Source organism: Patescibacteria group bacterium, from assembly GCA_041660565.1.
In the GTDB taxonomy this organism is placed as follows: domain Bacteria; phylum Patescibacteriota; class UBA1384; order CAJBMM01; family CAJBMM01; genus JBAZWC01.
In genome coordinates this window covers 355,354-374,447 of the sequence record JBAZWC010000002.1, presented here as the reverse complement: position 1 = coordinate 374,447, position 19,094 = coordinate 355,354, and the positions used below count along the sequence as shown (strand labels likewise).

At 44.6% G+C, this 19,094-nt stretch carries 22 protein-coding genes and 1 pseudogene; 7 read left to right on the top strand and 16 right to left on the bottom strand.

All coding sequences use genetic code 11. The features are described 5' to 3' along the window. Positions 1-215 precede the first annotated feature (215 nt). Positions 216-671: a translation elongation factor Ts gene (tsf, locus tag WC773_04500; protein MFA6082635.1), complete on the bottom strand. Its 456-nt coding sequence runs from the start codon at positions 669-671 to the stop codon at positions 216-218. Between the two features lies 1 nt (position 672). Further along, complete coding sequence (rpsB, locus tag WC773_04495) at positions 673-1,407, bottom strand: 30S ribosomal protein S2 (protein MFA6082634.1); 735 nt, start codon at positions 1,405-1,407, stop codon at positions 673-675. Between the two features lie 274 nt (positions 1,408-1,681). Here rpsB and WC773_04490 point away from each other — a divergent pair, with 274 nt between their 5' ends. The 7 genes and pseudogenes from WC773_04490 (at position 1,682) to prmC (ending at position 5,245) form a co-directional block, all read left to right on the top strand. Then, positions 1,682-1,936, top strand: coding sequence for a hypothetical protein (locus WC773_04490; GenBank protein MFA6082633.1), 255 nt, complete (start codon positions 1,682-1,684; stop codon positions 1,934-1,936). Positions 1,937-1,947: 11 nt separating this feature from the next. Further along, a complete protein-coding gene (locus WC773_04485) occupies positions 1,948-2,205 on the top strand; it encodes a hypothetical protein (GenBank protein ID MFA6082632.1) in 258 nt (85 codons plus the stop codon). A gap of 16 nt (positions 2,206-2,221) precedes the next feature. Then, positions 2,222-2,506 carry a hypothetical protein gene (locus tag WC773_04480; GenBank protein ID MFA6082631.1) on the top strand — a complete coding sequence of 95 codons (285 nt, stop codon included), beginning with the start codon at positions 2,222-2,224 and terminating at the stop codon, positions 2,504-2,506. 13 nt (positions 2,507-2,519) lie between these two features. Then, the gene (locus WC773_04475; protein ID MFA6082630.1) at positions 2,520-2,789 is read left to right on the top strand and encodes a hypothetical protein; all 270 of its coding nucleotides are present in this window, start codon (positions 2,520-2,522) and stop codon (positions 2,787-2,789) included. A gap of 208 nt (positions 2,790-2,997) precedes the next feature. Next, positions 2,998-3,195: pseudogene (gene rpmE, locus WC773_04470) on the top strand (50S ribosomal protein L31). A gap of 105 nt (positions 3,196-3,300) precedes the next feature. Then, complete coding sequence (gene prfA / locus WC773_04465; GenBank protein MFA6082629.1) at positions 3,301-4,407, top strand: peptide chain release factor 1; 1,107 nt, start codon at positions 3,301-3,303, stop codon at positions 4,405-4,407. Position 4,408: 1 nt separating this feature from the next. Next, positions 4,409-5,245: a peptide chain release factor N(5)-glutamine methyltransferase gene (gene prmC / locus WC773_04460; GenBank protein ID MFA6082628.1), complete on the top strand. Its 837-nt coding sequence runs from the start codon at positions 4,409-4,411 to the stop codon at positions 5,243-5,245. Positions 5,246-5,387: 142 nt separating this feature from the next. On the opposite strand, the gene WC773_04455 is transcribed toward prmC, so the two are convergent. The 14 genes from WC773_04455 to rplI form a co-directional block, all read right to left on the bottom strand. After that, complete coding sequence (locus WC773_04455; GenBank protein ID MFA6082627.1) at positions 5,388-6,572, bottom strand: trypsin-like peptidase domain-containing protein; 1,185 nt, start codon at positions 6,570-6,572, stop codon at positions 5,388-5,390. Positions 6,573-6,587: 15 nt separating this feature from the next. Next, a complete protein-coding gene (locus tag WC773_04450; GenBank protein ID MFA6082626.1) occupies positions 6,588-6,857 on the bottom strand; it encodes a hypothetical protein in 270 nt (89 codons plus the stop codon). Beyond that, a complete protein-coding gene (locus WC773_04445; protein ID MFA6082625.1) occupies positions 6,854-7,429 on the bottom strand; it encodes a mechanosensitive ion channel domain-containing protein in 576 nt (191 codons plus the stop codon). The genes WC773_04450 and WC773_04445 overlap by 4 nt, the downstream gene beginning before the upstream one ends. Before the next feature lie 15 nt (positions 7,430-7,444). Then, positions 7,445-8,902: an Asp-tRNA(Asn)/Glu-tRNA(Gln) amidotransferase subunit GatB gene (gene gatB, locus WC773_04440; protein ID MFA6082624.1), complete on the bottom strand. Its 1,458-nt coding sequence runs from the start codon at positions 8,900-8,902 to the stop codon at positions 7,445-7,447. 6 nt (positions 8,903-8,908) lie between these two features. Further along, the gene (locus WC773_04435) at positions 8,909-9,358 is read right to left on the bottom strand and encodes a hypothetical protein (protein ID MFA6082623.1); all 450 of its coding nucleotides are present in this window, start codon (positions 9,356-9,358) and stop codon (positions 8,909-8,911) included. Further along, positions 9,358-10,017, bottom strand: coding sequence for a peptidylprolyl isomerase (locus tag WC773_04430; GenBank protein ID MFA6082622.1), 660 nt, complete (start codon positions 10,015-10,017; stop codon positions 9,358-9,360). The genes WC773_04435 and WC773_04430 overlap by 1 nt, the downstream gene beginning before the upstream one ends. An 8-nt stretch (positions 10,018-10,025) precedes the next feature. Beyond that, positions 10,026-11,483: an Asp-tRNA(Asn)/Glu-tRNA(Gln) amidotransferase subunit GatA gene (gene gatA / locus WC773_04425; protein ID MFA6082621.1), complete on the bottom strand. Its 1,458-nt coding sequence runs from the start codon at positions 11,481-11,483 to the stop codon at positions 10,026-10,028. Continuing rightward, positions 11,473-11,763 (bottom strand): Asp-tRNA(Asn)/Glu-tRNA(Gln) amidotransferase subunit GatC, encoded by a 291-nt coding sequence (gene gatC / locus WC773_04420; protein ID MFA6082620.1) that lies wholly within the window; start codon positions 11,761-11,763, stop codon positions 11,473-11,475. Before gatC ends, gatA begins: the two co-directional genes overlap by 11 nt. Before the next feature lie 580 nt (positions 11,764-12,343). Further along, positions 12,344-12,958, bottom strand: coding sequence for an HD domain-containing protein (locus WC773_04415; protein MFA6082619.1), 615 nt, complete (start codon positions 12,956-12,958; stop codon positions 12,344-12,346). A 57-nt stretch (positions 12,959-13,015) separates the two neighbouring features. Then, on the bottom strand, positions 13,016-15,070 hold the full coding sequence (gene ligA / locus WC773_04410) for an NAD-dependent DNA ligase LigA (protein ID MFA6082618.1): 2,055 nt from the start codon (positions 15,068-15,070) through the stop codon (positions 13,016-13,018). A 15-nt stretch (positions 15,071-15,085) separates the two neighbouring features. After that, positions 15,086-15,958, bottom strand: coding sequence for a M48 family metalloprotease (locus tag WC773_04405; GenBank protein ID MFA6082617.1), 873 nt, complete (start codon positions 15,956-15,958; stop codon positions 15,086-15,088). 62 nt (positions 15,959-16,020) lie between these two features. After that, on the bottom strand, positions 16,021-16,566 hold the full coding sequence (locus tag WC773_04400; protein ID MFA6082616.1) for a LemA family protein: 546 nt from the start codon (positions 16,564-16,566) through the stop codon (positions 16,021-16,023). A 55-nt stretch (positions 16,567-16,621) separates the two neighbouring features. Then, positions 16,622-18,409 (bottom strand): hypothetical protein, encoded by a 1,788-nt coding sequence (locus tag WC773_04395; GenBank protein ID MFA6082615.1) that lies wholly within the window; start codon positions 18,407-18,409, stop codon positions 16,622-16,624. Positions 18,410-18,474: 65 nt separating this feature from the next. Next, a complete protein-coding gene (gene rplI / locus WC773_04390) occupies positions 18,475-18,906 on the bottom strand; it encodes a 50S ribosomal protein L9 (protein ID MFA6082614.1) in 432 nt (143 codons plus the stop codon). Positions 18,907-19,094: the final 188 nt, after the last annotated feature.

Here is a 19,094-nt window from a genome sequence, read left to right as displayed (position 1 = left end):
ATCCATAATTTTAAATTTTAAAGGCTAAATTTTAAATGAATAAGTGCCGAATGCTTAAATTTTTAAAAGGTTCCTTATTTAGTCATTTAAAAATTGGCTACCTTTCATTTGAAATTAAAAATTAAAAATTTATAATTCTCATTTGCATAGATTTCTCCAACCTCTCGACAAGGCTCGAGGGGTCGAAATGACAATCTACAAGCGATACCTGATACTTAATTCCCGCCGAGTTCGATACGGGAAAACTGACCAATGCGAATGTTTTCACCGGTTTTAGCGATTATTTGAGTTAATAAATCTTGAATGGTTGTGTTTGCGTCTTTAATGTAAGCCTGATCGAGCAAAGTGTTCAAATCAAGCGGATTCATTGAGGCAATTTGCATAGCCAATTCTTTAGCAAAGGCCTGAAAATCATCGGTTCGAGCTACAAAATCGGTTTCACAGTTTAACTCTACCAAAGCGCCAATTCGCCCAGCGTGCACGTACGACACCACCACACCGTTAGACGTTGCACGTTCGGCTCGTTTTTCGGCCATCGCCACACCCTTTTCTTTTAGAATCTCAAGTGTTTTTGCCTCGTCGCCGCCGGTCTCTTCTAATGCTTTTTTAAGCTCCATTACCCCTAAACCGGTAGCTTCTCGTAATTTTTGAATTTTCTCTAGTGAACTCATATTAAGCCTTTGTTTCAGTCACTTTTTCGTCTGTCGCAGCAGCGGTTTTAACATAACCTTGTCTTGCTGTCTTTAAGGTCTGACCAACGTAATCCATAATTAGAGTTAATGACTTAGTTGCGTCATCGTTGGCAGGTATTGGGTATTCAACCACATCTGGATTTGTGTTTGTATCAACCAAGGCCACTACCGGCAGTTTCAATAAAGTAGCTTCTTTAATTGCGATGTCTTCTTTACCGGCATCAACCACAAATAATGCATCTGGACGTTTAGTCATGTTACGTACGCCTTCAAGTGTGAGCAATAATTTGGCTTTTTTATCGGTCAAATGCAAAACTTCTTTTTTGGTCAAATGGGCGTATCCCCCATCTTTTTCATCTTGTTCCATTTGTTCCAAAACTTTAACGTTTTTACGCAAAACGTCAAAATTGGTCAACGCGCCACCAAACCAACGCTCAGAAATGTAAGGCATTTCGCAAGTGTTAGCCGCTTTTTTAACCAAATCTTTGGCTTGTTTTTTGGTACCGACAAAAAGCACAATCCCACCTTTGGCAACAAGTTCTGACAAATACGCCAAACCTTTGTCTAGCTGAGATTTCGTTTGCTCTAAATCGATAATGTGAACTTTGTCTCGTTCGGTAAAAATAAACGGCTTCATTTTTGGATGCCACCGAGATTTTACATGACCAAAATGAACCCCGTTTTCCATCATTTCGCGTAGTGTTGGATTAGACATAAACTCCTTAAAAATTAATGTTATTCTATTTGTACCACAAAATGACGATCTTTACAACTATTTGACAAATCGCTATAATGATGGGCATTAGGGGGATACGAACATGCCACTGCCAAGACGGACGTGGGCAAGATACTATGGCTGGCACAAGCGCCAGCCGCGTGCCGTTCAGCTGTTCTTCGACGATCTGGAGTCTATGGTTCGCGACAGTCGTCACGAATCGATCATCTCGAGTCGCCCTGTCGTGCGGGTTACCGAGGACGAAATACACTCGATGATCGCTATATGGGCGTATTGCAAGCACGTTGACTACAACACGTACGACGAATACAACGTGACCGGAACAGACCCGCAACCCGACACAACGCTAATGGAGCGCGTCTGTAACGAATGTGGATGGCAAGAAGTAACGCGCAAATCCGGCGGCGGTGTGGTCATCGGCGTGTTGGAACGCGAGTGGCCGGCGTGGATTCGGGCACAGGAAGATCAGTTCGTCGAATTCGCTCGCGAGTACATCCCAGGGTTCTAGGAGGACGTTGAATGGACGAAATCAGCCTCAAGACCAAGCTGCATGGAGCGCAATCTGTGACTGTGGTAATCGAGGATATCGGCAGGCATATCGTCAACGGTAGTAAGGGCGAAACGCTCCAGAGTGTGGTGGGCACAGCCTATATGGTTCTGTGCCAAGCACCTTTCAACGACAGCGAGTGGGACATCGTCCTGCTTGAGGCGAAGAAGAACCCGCTTCGTATTACTGTCACGATGACGCGCCAGGCTGCTTTGGCAGCCGCACACTAGCGAAGGGAGAACCCAGATGGACCCGTGGCCAAAGGACGTCCGTTTGGACCAAGTTTCTGTTCCAAACGGTGGAGCAATCATCGAAGTCGAGGGGTACGACGACAAAAAGCCATACAAGGTTGCATCTACCAGCGCAGGAATGCCACTCATCGTCTTCGTGGCCGGCGCCTGCGCCAGCAAGACGCTTCAGGTCGTCTATTCTGACCTCATTGTTCCTCTCGAAGCGGCAATTGAGGAGGGCGAGGTACTTCGGATCAAGGTCACGATGACGCGCCAGGCTGCTTTGGCAGCTGCACGCTAGCGAGGGGAGGAGAGTGATGGATCAGGTCGACAACACTATCCCTGTGCTTGACAACCTTATTCCTCAAACAGGAATGGAGGTTGCTATTGTCGGGCTCGGAAAACGGACGGTGTTCCCGAACATCGACTGTATCTCGTGGCGAGACGCGGTCCAACAGACGTACACCGCTATCACCGGCTATGTGTTGGACCTCGCGCTCTGGGAGATCACCGTTAGCCACATTCTGTTCGATTTCCCCATGCAGATCGCTGTCGAACTCACACCATTGGGGAAGCCAGCGTAACACCGGCAAAAGGCCGCGGGAGAACATCCCCGCGGCCTGTATTTTTTCCTTCGTCATTCCATCTCAGGTAAAAATTCTTCTTTGTCATTCCGGGCTCGACCCGGAATATATATAAAAAAGTTGTTTATAGACTGGATTCCCGCCTTCGCGGGAATGTCAGCGAGAAAAAACCTTTGACATATGCTAAAACTTGTGCTAAATTATAGCTATGAAAGCAAACATTCACCCAACTTATCATCAAGCTTCAGTTACCTGCGCCTGCGGTAACAAATTTAGCGTTGGTTCTACCATGCCGGAAATTAAAGTAGAAATTTGCAACCTGTGCCATCCGTTCTTCACCGGACAACAGAAGTTTATTGACACCGCTGGCCGAGTAGATCGCTTCAAAGCTCGAGTAGAACAAGCTCAACTAAAAAAAGTGACCAAACGCGCCCCCAAAGTTGAAACTAAAGCCGAAGACACAAACCAAACACCTGTCGAAGCTTAGATTTTAAGACTAGGGGCATGTTATATGCAATCCGATCTAAACTTTATTGAAATTGTTAACCCGCTTATTGTACGCAAAGGCGAGTTAGATAAGATTGTCAATTCGTACGATTCTGCTTCAGCTGAAACAATAAACAAGGCGTTGGCAGAACTAAAAGAGATCAACAAAACGGTCGATCTTTACGATCAATACAAATCTGTAACAGATCAGATAGATCAAACTAAAGAATTGATCAGTGAAACCGATGGCGAAATGCGAGATATGGCCGAAAGTGAGCTTGCGGCGTTAATTGAGGCTGAATCACAACTAAAATCCGACTTAACTGTAGCCTTATTACCCAAAGATCCGCATGACACTGATGATATTATTCTGGAAATTCGCGCCGGTACGGGCGGAGATGAAGCCGAATTATTCGCGGCTGAGCTGTTTCGAATGTACGCCAACTATATTGCATCACTGGGCTGGTCTTTGTCTATTATTGACCAAAACATGTCCTCAATCGGTGGCATTAAAGAGGTTACCGGTCAAATTAGTGGTGAAAATGTCTATGCCAAACTAAAATATGAAAGCGGCGTGCATCGCGTTCAACGCGTACCGGAAACCGAAAAATCGGGGCGTATTCACACGTCAGCAGCAACTGTAGCCATTTTGCCGGAAGCCAAAGAAACCGACATTGTGATCAATCCAAACGATTTGCGGATTGATGTCTATCGCTCCACCGGGCACGGCGGTCAAAGCGTTAACACCACCGATTCAGCGGTGCGCATCACTCACCTTCCTTCGGGTTTGGTGGTAACATGCCAAGATGAAAAATCACAACTTAAAAACCGCGATAAAGCGATGGTGGTGTTGCGTTCTCGATTACTGGCGTTTGAGGAAGAAAAAGCCGCCAAAGAACGTGGGCAAATGCGTCGCAATCAAATTGGCAGTGGAGACAGAAGTGAAAAAATACGCACCTACAACTACCCTCAAGATCGTATTACCGACCATCGCATCAATCAATCTTGGCATAATATGGTTACCATTTTGAACGGAAATTTAGAACCGGTTATCGCTGCACTGGCTCAAGCAGACCAAACAGCTAAATTACAGACCGAGACTCCTCAGTTGTCAGATTCTCAAAATCTATAATATGAGACGGACTCTATCCTCCATCCTCAACCCCCCATCTTCTGAAATCGCACAGATTGTTTTTGCGGTACTCAAACCACAGACCACGCTAGATTACAAAGCATGGACGATATCTTGTGGTGATGTTGAAATTTCTGAGGGTGACCACAAAAAGATCGACGCAATGGTAAAACGCTGGCATAATGGTGAACCGATCGAATATATTGTCGGTTCCATTTTGTTTGATGGATTAAAGCTGGCGGTCAACCACGATGTTTTAATCCCCCGTCCCGAAACCGCCGAGTTGATCGAATTAATAAAAAAACATTTAACAGAGGTAAGCCACCCGCTGACTCTTGTTGATGTTGGGACCGGATCTGGTGTAATAGCCATCTCACTAAAAAAATGGGCAAATCTGAACAAAATCAATCTCAAAATTATCGTCACTGACATTTCGCCAAAAGCACTCGACATAGCAAAATCCAATTCCGCCCAATTAATCCAATCTAGCCAAATAGATTTTAGATGCGGAAATTTACTTGACCCAATTACCGAACCGGTTGATATTATTGTTGCAAACCTGCCTTACATCCCAAGTAAAGATTTGGAAAAGTTAGATTTGTCTGTCACCAAATATGAACCACTGTTAGCGTTAGACGGCGGAAAAGACGGGTATTTTTTGATCGATAAGTTGCTAGAACAAACTAAGCAAAAACTAACACCAAACGGCGTAATCTTTTTAGAAATTTACGACGAGCACAATATTGATCATTTCAAGAAATTTACTGATTTTGAGACTAAAATACTACCCGACTCGTTTGGCCGGACCCGTTTTGCGGTGTTGAGAAAAATATCATGACCATCGTAGGGGCGGACTTGCATGTCCGCCCCGCTGAGCGGGGCAATGGGACGCTCAGCGTTCCGCCCGCGGGAGGACACCCCACTACGCTCTCCTAGCTACGAGGGGCAGGCATGGGTCCTCCCCTACATTCTTTCAAACTCTAACTCTTATATAGCTGCAACGTTACGTCAACTGACTGCTCTTTACCGTCACGCCAGTAGGTTACTTTGATCTTTTGCCCCACGGAGTATTTTTGCACTAAATTGACTAAACCATGATTGGTATCAACCACCTGATCATTAATTGCCGTAATTATATCACCTACTTTTAAGCCAGCTTTATCTGCCGATCCGCCCGAGATTACGCCCGCATTTCCTTTGGTATCATTAGTAATTTTAGCGCCATGATCAACCGGTAATTTGTCGGCAGTGGCCGTTTCTTTATCCACAATCGTGTAACGCACCCCTAACGCAACCCGCTCAATATGACCGGTTTTGATCACGCTATTAACTGCCGGCTCTAACACATTGCTTGGTATAGCAAAAGCGATACTCTGCGCATCTGCCATGGCGGTAGTGACTCCTACCACTTTTCCGTCCAGCGTAACCAAGGTTCCGCCCGAGTTGCCCGAGTTAATGGCAGCATCTGTTTGGATAACCCCTTCTAAGTTTTCCGAGCTTACCCCAGAGCTATCACTGGCGGTAATGGTGCGTTCTTTAGCAGAAACTACTCCCACCGTAACCGTGTTTTGGAATTCGGCCAAGGCGTTGCCGATAGCCATTACCCACTGGCCAACCTGCAAGGCGTCGGAATCGCCAAAATCAACCGGCTTCAAATTTTTGGCATCAATTTTAATGATGGCAAAATCAAAAATTGGATCTAAATCTTTAACCGTGGCGCTGTATTCTGAGCCATCGGCCAATTTAACGGTGTACTTACCGTTCGCATCGGATACAACATGCTTATTTGTGGCTATAAGACCGTCTGACGAGATTACAAAACCGGTCCCGCCACCAGACGAAGAAACAGTCTGGCCAAAAAAGTTGGTGGTGCTAGAGGTAACGCTAATCGCCACCACAGACGGGCTAACCGCTTTAGCCACATCCACAAACTTAGAACTCTCTTCTAACGAAATCTTTTGTTTAACCGGCAAAATCAATCCGCCCGTGCTGCTATTTTGGTTTAGCCCAGACATTACATAAACTGTGCCAGCGCCGCCAACCCCACCCATTATCAAACACATCAAAATTGTAAAAACCAGCACCGAACGATTCATTGCTACCAAAGTCGGATGAATTTGAGGCCTAGCCACATCCTCGGTTTGATCACTTTTTTCGTCTTCCACGCCACTCCTTAAAAACTATTTTTTAGATTTTTTGTTCTCTGATAATAGATTGCTAAAATATCCTGTGGTTTTACTTAAAATGGTACCAATGCTAGATATAATCGGCAAAAGCCCATTCTTGGTCACCGATTCTACCGAGGCCGCTACATTATCCACCCTTTTAGTGATTGATTCGGTGTTTTTTAGCACTTTGGTTGCTTGATTCATTAAAATGCAAAGATAAACCGCAATAAAAATTATTGCAATCGCCAGAACTAAATATAAGAAAATTAACGCGCTTGTCATGTTACCTCTTTTTTAGTATGAAATTTATTTTTAACTTTAGATAATAATGTATGATGCTCGCTGCGAGAAATTACATACCAGCGATCTTTGTCGATCATTGAGTTTGGTAATACCACCAACCTGCCGTCATCTGTTCTGATTCTGGTTTTGCGAAAATCCATCGTTTCAATAAACCCTTCGGTATCGCCCACTTTTACCCGATATCCTAAATCAAAATCTTTATCGCGGGCTAAAAACAAACCGGAAATAATATCAGAAACCATTGCTCCGGCACCATTAGCGACTGCCAAACCTACTACCAATAATGACCCGGAAAGTGTCACAGCAATCTGAGATAATCCAAGGTTGCGTAAAATATGAGCAATTAAGACCACCCAGAAAATAAAAGATAATAGTGATTTAAGAATATCGATAAGCGATTTTTGCACTCCGGCAATTTTTAATGTTCGCCCGAATATCGCCACAGAAATGTAAATGATTAAATAACCAACCAAAAAATCAACCGCCACGGTAGGCAATTTCGGCACAAAACTAACAAAACCGCTTACTAATGAATTTATTCCGTAATCCATGGTTTTATTATAGCACTATTTTGATGCGTTAATATGTTCTACGAGCTGTTTATTAACTAATTTTGGATCGGCGGAGCCGCCGACTTCTTTCATCACTTGCCCCACCAAGAATCCAAGCACCTTGGTATCGCCGTTCTTGTACTGCTCAACCGCCTTTGAGTTATGCACTAACACGGACAAAATTATATCGGTGTAGTCTTTGGCTTCTGTGCTGACTGACGTTTTCAAAAACTCGGCGACTTTAACTTTGCCAGATAGCAAATCCATCAAATTATTTTTGAATACATTGTGCCCCAAGGTATCGTTAATAATCAAAGTAATTATGTGGCTCAACTCTTTTGGAGACAATACGATATCAGTAAAATTTAGTCCATTCTGCGAGGCAACTCGTTTTACATCACCAAACAAAATACGGGTGGCGCCACTTACTAACTCTTTTTGATCAAATTGGCTGTACACTTGCTCAATGTAATGACAAAAACCGGGGTCAAGAACGCAAGTTTGCGCTTGGTCTAAAGTCAAACCGTATTCGGCGCTTAAGCGAGCACGTAAATCGGACGGCAGCTCTGAGAGTTGTTTTTTCAGGTGGCTAGCAGAGAGTTCATCTGCTTTTTCGGCGATAATTGGCGGTAAATCTGGCTCAGGCATGTAGCGATAATCTTGCACATCTTCTTTGCTACGCTGTCCGGTAGTTACCCCCCTAGCATCATCCCACCCGCGTGTTTCCTGTTCTATTTTGCCATTAGACGTTAAAATAGACGCTTGACGGTCGATTTCATATTTAATTGCCCGCTCTACCATTCTAAACGAATTCAGATTTTTAACTTCTACTTTTGTGCCAAGTTTATCAGCACCAACTTTTTTAATCGAGATATTTGCGTCACATCTTAAATGCCCTTTTTCCATATCGGCATCACTTACTCCAGTTCGGCGCGCCAATGCTTGTAGCTCCTGCAAAAACGCTTTGGCGTCTGAAGCGCTATGGATATCTGGCTCGGTTACCAACTCAATCAGCGGAGTGCCGGCACGATTCAAATCGACATAGGTATAACCATCATTTTTATGCACCAATTTACCAGCATCTTCTTCCAAGTGTAAATGATTTATTTTGACGTTAAATGTTGTCCCGTTTTCTAAATCTACCACTTCTGCCGTACCGCCAATAACCGGCGGATTTGTAGAAGAGGTGATCTGATAACCTTTGGGCAAATCGGGGTAAAAGTAGTTTTTGCGCTCAAAATTCCACTTTTCACTAATCTTCCCGCCCAATGCTAGCCCCAAAAGCAATGTTTTCTCAACCGCCAATCTGTTCATCACCGGCAACGTTCCGGGCATACCAAAACAAACCGGGCAAACAGTGGTGTTTGGTTCCTTACCCTCGGCGTTATTATCGCAACCACAAAACATTTTGGATTTTGTATTTAATTGGATATGAACCTCTAGGCCAATAATCGGTTCGTACTTATCTGACATTTTATCTCACAGTGCTTTTAATTCGATTAAACCGTTTTTGAAACTCTGAATTGCTTGCTTAGCCTCCCACACCATCACCTCGGCATCAGCTTCGTGTACCAAACGATTGCGCAGTTTGTGGGCTTCCCAAACTTGATTATAAGCCGGTTTTGACATCTTGCCTTCGGCCAGTTTTAGTCGCTCGCCCATCGTTGCGCCGCCGCTCACGACACTTTTTAACACAAAGTCGAATAATGTATCCGCTTTGGTAACGGCTTGATGAAAATGAGCAGATCCACTTAGTTGCATCAGTTGCTCAATATCATTCCAACTACTAGCTACAAATTGATAGTCAAGAGACGAGCGATTGGTCGATTTTGATGGTGATATTGAACCAAATAACGTCTTAAACGGCCACGCGATTGCCCGCAGTAGCCCCATCACCAGCTTTTCCTCGACTGTTTCCCGTCTGGTCATTATTTAACCTCAACCTTAATCATTTTATCCCCTTTGGCGATTTTTTTAACTACGTCCATACCGCTAGTTACATGCCCAAAAATAGTATAACTTTTTGGCAAGTTTGGCTGATCGGCTAAGGTAATAAAGAACTGACTACCATTTGTATTGGCGCCCGAGTTTGCCATCGCTACCGTGCCTTCAACATACCCCCGTTGATATAAAGGTGAAGAGGTGTTAATTTCATCGGCAAATGTGCCGCCCCAAATACTTTCGCCACCGGTGCCATCACCCTTGGGATCGCCTCCCTGAATCACAAATCCCGCTTCTACTCGATGAAAATTTAACCCATTATAATATCCCTTAAAAGCTAACCTGATAAAGTTTTCGCTCGTTTTTGGTGCATCTTTTTTGTAAAAATCAAAGACGATTTCACCTTTATCTGTAGTAATTGTGGCGGTGTTTGCTGTTTCTACCATTAGTTGCTCCGGTGTTAATTTTGCTATGTGTTGTTTATACCAAGTGGTGTTTGTGGCAATTGGATATGCGACGACTAACGCAAATGCAATTACCATAATCCATAAATAAGGATGCTTAATGACCGAAAAATCGATGATTTTACGCTTTGGCGGCTTCTCTTGTTGTTTCTCAAGTCTTTTGACTTGCGCTCGTTTTCCCATTTTCACTCCTATAAGTTTGGGTGGCTGTCTAGCCAATTTGTTGATTTTTGATATGCGTTAGCCACGGCTAAAATGGTTTCGTCGTCAAATGCCTTACCCATTATCTGCAATCCAACCGGCAAGTTTTCACTAAAGCCACACGGCACCGAAACTCCGCACAAACCGGCCACATTAACCGGCACCGCCAGCAAATCTGCCATCCATAATTTTAATGGATCTGACAAATCATCGCCAATCTTAAACGGCAAACTTGGCGCCACCGGGCCCACCAGCACATCAACATTCTGAAAAACTTGATCGAACTGATGCGAAATCATTGCCCGCACTCGTTTAGCTTTATTATAATACGCATCGTAATAGCCACTCGACAACGCAAAACTACCAAGCATAATGCGTCGCTTAGCCTCATCGCCAAAATGGGTGCGCGACTGTAAATAAACGTCTTTAAGATTTTTGGCGTGGTTCGCGCCCGAATACCCATACCGAATGCCATCGTACCGCTCTAAGTTGGTTGATACTTCGGACGGCACCAAAATCATATACACTGCCAACGACATCTCGGAAAGCGGGATAGAGACTTCTTTAACTTCAGCGCCAAGCGATTTTAGTTGCGCCACCGCTTCCAGCACGCTTTTTTTAATATTTTCATCGACGCCGTCCGACATAAACTGTTTCACTAAGCCGACCGTAATCCCGTGTAAGTCAGATTTTAATAACGATTGATAGTCTGGCACTGTTTTTCGCACCGAAGTGCTATCACCTTTATCTGGTTCGGCGATGATTGATAATAACAGCGCCGCATCTACAACTGATCGTGTAAATAGCCCAACCTGATCCAAAGACGACGCCATCGCAATTACTCCATTGCGCGATACCCGACCGTAAGTTGGGCGCACGCCCACTGTGTTGGTCCAAGACGCGGGCAAGCGAATGCTGCCGCCAGTATCGGTGCCCAGTGAGAAAACACCAAAATCAGCCGCCACTGCCGCCGCCGAACCACCGGACGACCCACCAACAACCCGCGTGGTATCCCACGGGTTTTTGGTAATAAAATAAGCCGAATTCACAGTGGTGGTGCCCATGGCATATTCATCTAGGTTTGTTTTTCCCAAAACCACCATACCGGCATTTTTGAGTAACGATACAACATGAGCCTCGTAAGGCGGAATAAAATCATTTAGCATTTTTGACGCTGCGGTAGTTCGCACGCTCTGTGTTACCAAAACGTCTTTCAGCGTGCCAGGAACGCCATCGATAGCAGATCGCAAATTATTTTTCGCCCGACGATCATCACTCTTGGCCGCTTCTTTCAACGCCAAATCAGGCGTAACGGAAATCAACGCATTAATTTTTCGGTCTAACTTGTTAATCTTATCTAAATAATGTTTGGTTAGCTCAACAGAGGTAATTTTTCCCTCGTCCAACATTTTTACGGCGTCGATAATGGTTAAAAAATCAAGAGTCACCAAACACCGCCTTTACTCGAATAAAACCATCTTTCTGGTCTGGGGTGTTTTGTAACAGCTGATCGCGCATATTAATATTGGTAATTTCGTCTTCGCGCCAAATATTGTAAAGCGATTCATTGTCGATTGCTCCCGAATCAACCTTTACTTCATCAAGCTGATTGATGTATTTAAGTATATTGGTTAGATCAACCGAAAACCGATCAACTTCTTTTTCAGTTAAACTCAAACTCGCCAACTCGGCGATGTGTTTGACTTCGGTTTTGTCTATTTTATCCATAGGCAAAGTGTAGCATAAAAAGTCTATTGTAAAAAGACGCTTGCTCGAGTATAATCATTACTATACCCCGTGGCTTTAGGCCACATCTCGGAGGAACAACGGTGCGTAGAAATCGTTCGCGGTCTGAGTCGTCTCGACGCAGCAAGAACCCCTCCTTCCTAGTAGCCGGCCCAAAGTACAAGGCCAGCGCTGTGCAAGCGCGCTCCCCCCTTCGTCGCGATGAGCGCCGAGTACAGAACATCATCCTCGCCATCGGCTGGGGATCCGCCTAGCCAGTTCCAATCACGCCTTCTACGTTATAGCTCGCATCTCTGGTCGGAGTCAAGACTCAAGGAGTCAACACACCATGCTATCTGGACATCGTCCTGGTCGTGAACGAAGGCCGAAGCGAGATTACCATCTTCCGGCTTCAAAGCGGATAGCGAAGCTGCTCAAGCAGCTCCAATCGGGCTCTAACCCGAAGCATCCGCGATTCGCCACACCATGGCAGACGCCAGACATGATGACCGAGAGCACACCCCACGCGAACTAAGCGTGTTGCCGAACCAGGCGGGACAACGATGTCCCGCCTCTTCAATTTTTAATCGTATTTATTTACCCAAGGAATATTATTTTTCTCAAACTCAATCTTGAGTTCTTTTTTCAATTCAATTAATAATCCAGACAGTTCTGGCACGTTTTTTACCGCTCTGTCAGCATAATTTGGAATATGATCTGCATGATTGCAATTTTTAAGCCCAACTAAGGATAAATGGCTCATCGCTTCAATTCTATCTAACGCCTTAACCAACTTAGCTTCTGGGGTTTTCGCTGTCTCAAATTCTTCCCAAAGCGCTCGAATTGTTTTTCCTGCTTTGCCACCAATTTTTGTTTCGATATATTTTATCGCCTCAACCTCGCCACGTTGCTTATCCTCTGCCAAAACCTTTCCTTCTGCTACCAAAACTGCATCGATATCATCAGTAACTACCTCAATAATGTCGTGAACAAGCACCATTTTGATGGCATGCAATTCATCAATTTTTAGATTTAATTCTTCCGTCACCACCATTAACATAAAGACCATCCGCCAACAGTGGTCGGCCACGGATTCTCTTTCAGCATCGTCAGCAGATTCTTTGTATCTGACAACTAACTTAAGCATTTCGCTTAATTTTAGAGCCTCAAAAATGGTTTTGGTATTGGTATTTATCATGACCTCCGTAGGGGAGGACCCGTGTGTCCTCCCGCGGGCGGACACAGAGTTAAGCCCCTACACCATATTTAATAGATTTTTAGCTTCTTTTTCATAGATTATTTTAACATGAAGTTCTCTGGCCTTGTCGGCTTTGGAACCGGGATTTTCACCCACCACCACGTAATCTGTCTTGGCACTAACTGAACTAGACGCTTTGCCGCCTAACTCACGCACTTTTGATTCGGCTTCTTCACGCGTTAGGCTTGCCATCTCTCCGGTAAAAACAAAAGTTTTTCCGGTTAACGGCAAGGTATGGGTTGATGGGCTAGGTATGGTAATTTTGATGCCGGCTTTAGTGAATTTCTGCATTAGGTTTTGACCGATCGATGAGCTAGCGTAATCAAAAATGCTTTGGCCAACCACTACACCAACATCATCGATTTCTTGCCACGTTTCAAGATCAATTTTTTGTAAGTGATGCCATAAATCAGTTGGAGTTATCTCACCCGAAACCTTATTCGACAAAAATTGTGCCAATGCAAACGCAGTCTGCTCGCCCACATGACGGATGCCTAAACTGTACAAAAATCGGTTCAAAGCAATGGTTTTACGCGCTGCAATAGCGGTAATTAAATTATCGGCCGACTTCTGCGCAAACCGATCGAGCGCTTCAACATCACCAACTTTTAAGAAAAATAAATCGGCCGCATCGCCAATCAAATCGTTGTCTAACAACTGATCAATTACTGCTTCGCCCGCACCATCAACATCAAACGCGGCGCGCGATACAAAATGAACCAACTGCTCTTTTTCCTGACCAAAACAATTTTTGTTAGCACACCTTGCTACTGCTTCACCCTCGGGACGAACAACCTTGGATTCACAAAGCGGACATTTTTCGGGCATCACAAATTTTTTCTCTTTACCAGTGCGTAGCTCAGTCAAAACTTGCACCACTTCGGGAATAACATCTCCGGCCTTGCGCAAAATTACCGTATCGCCAATGCGCACATCTTTTCGGGCAATCTCGTCTTGATTATGCAAAGTGGCGCGGCTAACCGTGGTGCCCGCCACCACCACCGGCTCCATAATAGCAACCGGCGTCAGTGCCCCGGTACGCCCCACCTGCACCTGAATATCGATTATTTTGGTAGTTACCTCTTCAGCCGCAAATTTATACGCTACGGCATAACGTGGTGCCTTGCCCACAAATCCAAGTGGCTCCCAATAAGATTTTTGGTTAACAGAAATAACGGCGCCATCGGTTTGATATGGCAGATGTTCCCGTTTTTGTTGCAAATCGTCTAGAAAATCCCTAATCTCCCTTACATCCCGACATTCCCCAACGTCTAAACTCTTGAACCCGAGATTTCGAAGTAACTGATGCTCTTCTGCATGAGTTAAGATGTCAAAATCGGCCATCACCTGATACGCCACAAAATCCAAATGACGCGAGGCGGCTAGTTTTGGATCAAGTTGGCGAATTGAACCGGCGGCTAAATTGCGCGGGTTAGCGTAAACGGGCAAACCTTTTTTCGTTTGCTCGGCATTAATCTTGGCAAAGTTTTTGCGGCTAATCACCACTTCACCCCGCACCTCAAACCTCCCGCGAGCAATGTCATTCCCGCGAAGGCGGGAATCCAGTCTATAAAGAGACAGTGGCACAGCCTCAATAGTGCGTAAATTCTGAGTCACATCTTCACCAACTCGCCCATCACCCCTGGTTGCCCCTAGCACCATCTGGCCTTCTTGATAAATCAACGACACCGCTAAGCCATCTAGCTTTGGTTCTACCAGATAATCCCAATTAGCGTGCGAAACTAATTTCGAAATCCGCACCGTCCAATCGCCCAATTCTTCGGACGAAAAAACATCGTTTAATGACATCATTCGTTTCTGATGCGCCACTTTTTTGAATTGCTTTAGAGGTTGGCCCGCCACCCGTTGAGTAGGCGAATCTGAAGTGATTAAATCTGGAAATTGCGACTCTAGTTGCGACAGCTCATGTTTTAATGAATCTAGCGCCGCATCCGGAATGGTCGATTTATTTAGCACATGATAATCGTAGCGGTATTGGTTAATACTCGCTTTTAGCTTGTCAATTCTGTCTTTAGCTTCACTTTTGTTCATTCAGTTCCCTGACTGTTACGCCATCTGGCGAAGTTTTTTGATGCGGTCGGCTACGGGCGGGTGAGTTGAAAACAGATTATTTAACGCCCCAGCGTGATCTTTTAACGGATTTTCAATATATAGCATTGCGGTGGCTTTGTTTGCCACTTCTAATGGTTCTTTGTCGGCGGCGATTTTTTCTAAAGCACTGGCCAATCCTTCCGGATAACGAGTTAATAGCGCGCCACTGGCATCGGCAAGATATTCGCGTTTACGTGAGACGGCAAGTTGCATTAATGTAGCCACAATTGGGGCAATAATCGCCAGTGCAATTCCTACGATCATCAAAATGTTTCCGCCTTCTCTATTATCACGCCCTCTAAACCATAGACTGCGCATAAAGAAATCGGAAATCATGGCGATGGCGCCAACTAATACCATCACCACACACATTACCAAAATATCGCGGTTGCCAATGTGTGATAGCTCGTGAGCAATTACGCCCTCTAGCTCTTGTTTGTCTAACTTATCTAATAGTCCGGATGTTACCGCTAACGATGCGTTTTTGGGATCGCGCCCGGTGGCAAAAGCGTTTGGCGCACTATCTTGAATCAAATACAATTTCGGCATTGGCAAACCACCCGAAATTGTCAGATTTTCGACAATACGAAACAACGGCAATGCTTGTTCGCGTTTAAGCGGCTGAGCTTGCGAAACCGCCAGTGCGACGGCATCACCATGATAATAGCTAACCCATGCCTGGACTAATGCGATACCAACAGCAATGACCATAAAAAATGAGTTGTTGTATACGTAGCTAAAAACGTAACCGATACCAATCATTACGGCAAAAAAGATTGCCATTATTAGTACGGTTTTACGCTTATTTGAATCAATTTGATTGTACATTGTATCTCTTTTCTTGAGACTGATTTACGATACAATTATAGCACAATTGACGGTATTTTACCTTAAAATTTGACTGCCACTGGTTCTTTTTCGGACGCCGAGGCTTCAAATAGCTCTTTTTTCACAAATTTAAACATATTAGCCACAAAACTGGATGGGAATGTGTCTATGCTAATATTCAGATCGCGCACATTGGCGTTGTAAAATCGGCGCGCTGCTTCAATTTTGTCTTCGGTGTCGGTAACTTCATCTTGTAATTTGGAAAAGTTTTCGCTGGCTTTTAATTCCGGGTAACCTTCTGCAACCGCGAACACACTTTTTAGTGATTCGGTTAGCATATTTTCAGATTTTGCTTTGTCTGCCATCCCTTTTGCACCCATCGCCGCTGTTCTGGCTTCGGTAACTTTTTCGAACAGCTCTTTTTCGTGTTTGGCGTATCCCTTAACCGTTTCGACTAAATTGGGGATTAAATCATATCGGCGTTTTAATTGAACATCAATATCACTCCACGCTTCTTCTGATCTAATACGCAGTGTTACCAACCGGTTGTAAACAGAAACCAACCATAAAACAATAACCACAACCACAGCTAATACAATCCACCAAATCATAAACGCTCCTTTTTCTTTAATGTAATCAGTTTACACTACATCTGTCAATTTACTATGGGCGAATGTACAAATTCAATGAGCCTGATTTTGTACCCTCAGAGTCGGTAGTATTGTCCAACACCGCGCTTAATTGATAGGTGGTGCCGTCGGACTTATACCCATAATACTTAGACGTGTTGGGGTCTTTTGGCATCGTGCTCAAATACAATGGCACCAGCGCCTGAACCAGCACCGAGGACGAGCTATCTAATCGTTCAATAGCCACTGAAACAGGCAAGCTGTTGGAATGGTCTGTTTTGTACCTTAATAAAGCAGTTTCAATAGCTTTCAAATCACTCTTGCGTTGAATGTCCGCAGTACTTATTGAGGTTGATGCGGAACTGGTGGCGCTTGGCGATGAGGTTGAAGTTGTCGCAGATGTGGAAGCAACTGCGGATGGGGAGGCTGATGTGCTACTACTTGCCAATGATTTTGGATTAGATACGGACGAACCCGCAATAGATAATATTGCGGTCAATGACATTTCGTTTCCGGAGCTATCTTTTAAATTACTAACAATTTTGATTGGTAGATGTGTGGTTCGAGAAATCCAAACATCCGCTGACCCACTAGCTGTTACCCATTTTGATAAACTTTTTATCCCAGAAAAGAACGGCACGTCTGTTCCGGATAACGTTGTTGTGTAGTGATAAACACTATCCTCACCAATTTTTTCCGCTCCGGAAAAGGTGGTGTTGCCCAAAATCGTACCAAACTTATCTTTAACTGATGTAACGGAATAGGTTGGAGCCTTTCCTAGTTGACTCCAGTCAGTATTATCAGTCGAAGTAGTTGATGGTGACGGACTAGCTACGACTGTGGATGACACTGATGGCGATGGACTAGTAACGGTTGTAGCTGACGCTGACGCGCTTGGACTTGGCGACGCAGTGGAACTGGTAGTGGCTGTGCCAGCCAAATCAACCGTAGTCACGCCGTAGTATAGGCTACCGTCAACAACTCGATATTCGTTTTTAACTTGGCTGGTTGAGCCGGTAGTCGTAAATACCAAGCTATAGTTAGCTCCTGCCACGTTTAAGTTGAATGAACCGGTTTGGCTAGATAAATCCTCGGTGCTAACTGACCCACCATATCCAACATATGTTCCCGAATAAGTTAAACTACTCTGGTCTTTTAGTGCGGTTGCCATTTGAACCGATGCAGTGGCCGGATTAGTTGATAATCCACCCCACAATGGCGAAAGTGGCAGAAAACTAAGTTTTGAACTGATGCCAGTTTCCAGGTACCCTTTGTCATCGGCAAAAACCAATCCCACACCAACAACTAGCAATAAAACGATTACCGCCACAAATCCGAAAATAATTTTTCCAATTTTAGGGCCACTTTTTGGCACTGCGGGTGCTGTCTGTGGCATTATTGAGTCAGACAAGGCGGGTGCAGGGGAAGTTGTGTCTGGACTAGCCGCTGGCGGCGCTGGTGGAGTAGGTAATGGAGTGGAAGCAAGCGTACTTGCAGGAGGCGTAAACGGGGTTGTAGGTGGAGTTGGAGATAAGTTTGACCCGGGTAAATTTGTAACTGAATCAACGGTTATTTGACCTGAATCTAAAGATGTTGGATGCGCGCTGTCTGAATCGGATGAAACAGAAGGGGTCGCCGCGCCTGATAAACCCGAATTCAAGCCGGACAGAGGCGGGGGTACTTTTGCGTCTGTCGATGAAGTATCGGTTTTAATTTCTGGTACCTGCCACTGATCTGATGACGGTGCAACACCGCTATTGCCAGCCACCGGCTGAGAGACGCTACCAGCGTCAGTAGAATTATCAATTTTAGTGTCGTCCAATTTTCCCTCCACTCCTTTATGCTACAACGAGAAAAATAATTTGTCCAATTTGACCAATAAGAAATTTATACGATCGGTTCAACAACTACGGCGACATTAGCTTTTGCATCGGCACCGAATACGACTTCTACACCTACTTCACCAAGCTGTTTTATTGGCTTGTCTAATTTGATAAATTTTTTATCTATCCCCATAACCTTTGCAACATCATCTTTTGTCACCCCGCCAAAAAGCTTACCGTTAGCACCGGCCTTAGCTTTGATCACAATTTTCTGACCTTGCCACTTATGCGCCAGTTCTTTTGCTTGATCTTGTTCTCGATCTTTTTCCGCTACCTGACGTTTTTGATCATCAAAGATTTTTTGAGCGGTCGGGTTATGTAAATTGGTCACCAGCCCACGCGGAATCAAAAAATTCAGAGCGTAACCGTCTTTCACTTCTTTAGTTTCCCCTTTTCGACCGATTCCCGGCACATCCTTGATAAAAATTACTTTCATAACAATCCTTTTCTTAACCATCATTTCAGCCCGGCGAACTCTGTCATTCCCGCGCAGGCGGGAATCCAGTCTACAAAAGATCTTCCGCAATTTCAAATTTCAAATTGTAAATTTCAAATTCTTTTCTAAGATTTCTCCACCCTCGAGACAATGCTCGAGGCTCTGCCCGTAGGCGACGCCCGGAGGGA